We start from the raw sequence: 2,223 nt of genomic DNA on the forward strand, positions 1-2,223 counted from the left end.
GATGTGCGAGAGTCCGCGAAGCGACCGAGCGCATCAGGCGGTGCAAGCCGCCGGGACGATGTAGCGAAAGGAGCGAAGCGGATTTCGCTACATCGTTTCTCGTGTATGAGCCGTTGCGTGTCTGGTCACGGACCATTAAAAGTACAAAACTCCGATGGGAAATCCGCAAGGATTTTCCAAAGAAACACAGACCAAGCAATGGCTTATACACGGTGTTGGCAACAGTTTTTTCTTAATCTCCTTTTCCGACTGGAACTATGACAAAAGCAAAATCAATTTCATTCGGCACGCCATAATCAGTCAAATATTTTCCTCCAAGTCCACTAACTTGTGATTTTTTATCCTCAACCTCAAGTCCATAAGTTTCTCCGAACATAAACTTAACTCCATTATCTAATTTAAGAGTATCTGTATCTGAAATGTTGAATACTTTAAATTCTCTCGGTTTAATAATTAAGTCTTTTATAATTCCAATATTTTCCGTGGTTTCGTTGTAAAGGAAAACCTTATATGTTTTTCCTGTTTTATTGTATTTTGCTGGTATTATTGAAACTTCAGCTCCTTTTTCGATAAAGACGTTTCCGTGCGAATCAGTCCACTTTTTTTCTTTTGGCTTTTTCATTGGGTCAAAACCGTACATAAATTTATTGAGTTGACCATTCGAGCTTTGCAATCCGACAATATCCATTAATTCCTCAAAATACATACAAACTCTTTCTCTGTCTTCGGTATCTAATTCCAGATAAATATCCGCAAAACTTGAAAGTCCAATTCCGATTTTTTCTTGATACATTTTTTCAGTCGGTTTTTCAGATTCGGAAACAGTTTTAAAATCAGTCGCAACTTTGTTTATTTTTTCCGTTAGAATTGGACGCATTTTTTCGTCCGCAATTCCAGGATAGAAATTCGGATATGGTTGTTCAATAAATTTTTTCTTTGAAATGAATTCTACAAACATTTCGCTCGAATTCTCTGGTGTTTTCATTTCAGTTGCATTTTGTCCGCAAGCAGAAAATGTTATTAGAATTATTAAAATTTGAATGTATTTCGTCATTTCTAAAATTGTTGCCAACGTTTTGCAGATTTGCGATGAGAGGGCTTTTCAGCACAAACATCTATTCGGAGCACTGAACTTTCGGCTATCTCTAAACTGTCTGCGGAGAACGAAACCCCGCCTATTGCAAATGTGCTGTTATGGGCTGGGCTTCTTTTCATCGTCCGTAAAATCTTGTCTTTAGGTTATAGCTATAATCTGTCAAAATGCTTTCTAATTTTTGTCGGTTGTTACTGCTGTCAGGTGCTTTAATTTCAAGTTGCTTAGTGAAATCTTTAATTGCTGTCAATATTTTTTGCTTGTCGTTTTCCAAAACTTCTTCTTTTTCCGCTTGCTGCTTTTTTCGTTCTAAACTGTCCTTTGCGATTTTTAGAACTTCATTGTCGTTGTCGAACTGTTTGAAAAGGTCGTCAATTAAAAGTTGAGGAATAATTTGTCGGGTCGCAAGGTCAGCCGATAAAAGTCCACGAATACAATAAAACGCTGTCTTGTAAGTGAATTTTTTACCGGTCTCCATTAAGTTTATGTTCCCTTTAGCAAGAGAAATGTAATGATGAAATAAAGCCTTAAAATCAAAGTTTGTAATTACGTCCTGCTGAAGAGCTGTCCAGTCGGGAAGTTCGTTGAAGTAAACAATGTTTGCTCTAACCCACTCAAAAACTGTCGGATTGCTTTTTACTAAAAGTTCAAACATTTTGTCAATGTCGTAAGAAACAAAGTCAAAGTCTCCGTCCATAACTTCTATAATGTAACGGTGTTTTTTGAAGTCGAAATATTGTCGTTTTGATTGAAAGTGAAACCCACGAACATCAAAGTCGCTGTCAGGACTTGCTATGCCCCAAAGTCGGCTGCCACTTTCAATATAGAAAAGTGGTCTTTCGTCTATGTCCTTAAAAAGGTTGTCAATTTGTTGTCTCATTGTCTGTGTTGGTTCGGTCTGTTAGCCTTGCCTATAACGTTTCGGGGGTTTGCGATGGCGGGGTGTTTTAGCACTAAACTTCATTCGGAGAACGGAACTTCCGCCTTGCACTAATGTGTCTGCGAAGCACGGAACCCCCGCTATCGCAAACCCCTTGTGCCTGTTGCACAACTCAAAAATATAAAAATATTTAGTATCTTGTCCTTATGCAAGGACGCAAAGAATTTACTCCACAGCTTTTTTATGAACT

2 protein-coding genes are annotated in these 2,223 nt (G+C 38.1%); both read right to left on the reverse strand.

From position 1 onward, the window contains the following. Positions 1–232: 232 nt before the first annotated feature. On the reverse strand, positions 233–1,072 hold the full coding sequence (locus A37S_RS26920) for a DUF4844 domain-containing protein (protein ID WP_211229846.1): 840 nt from the start codon (positions 1,070–1,072) through the stop codon (positions 233–235). Between the two features lie 139 nt (positions 1,073–1,211). After that, positions 1,212–1,973 (reverse strand): nucleotidyltransferase domain-containing protein, encoded by a 762-nt coding sequence (locus A37S_RS0122425; RefSeq protein ID WP_028298875.1) that lies wholly within the window; start codon positions 1,971–1,973, stop codon positions 1,212–1,214. Between the last annotated feature and the right edge of the window lie 250 nt (positions 1,974–2,223).

The organism is Olivibacter sitiensis DSM 17696, assembly GCF_000427965.1.
Lineage (GTDB): Bacteria > Bacteroidota > Bacteroidia > Sphingobacteriales > Sphingobacteriaceae > Olivibacter > Olivibacter sitiensis.

Bases quoted from the DNA above. Each gene is read 5' to 3' on its own strand.
- A37S_RS0122425 (WP_028298875.1), bottom strand. From the start codon at position 1,973: ATGAGACAACAAATTGACAACCTTTTTAAGGACATAGACGAAAGACCA.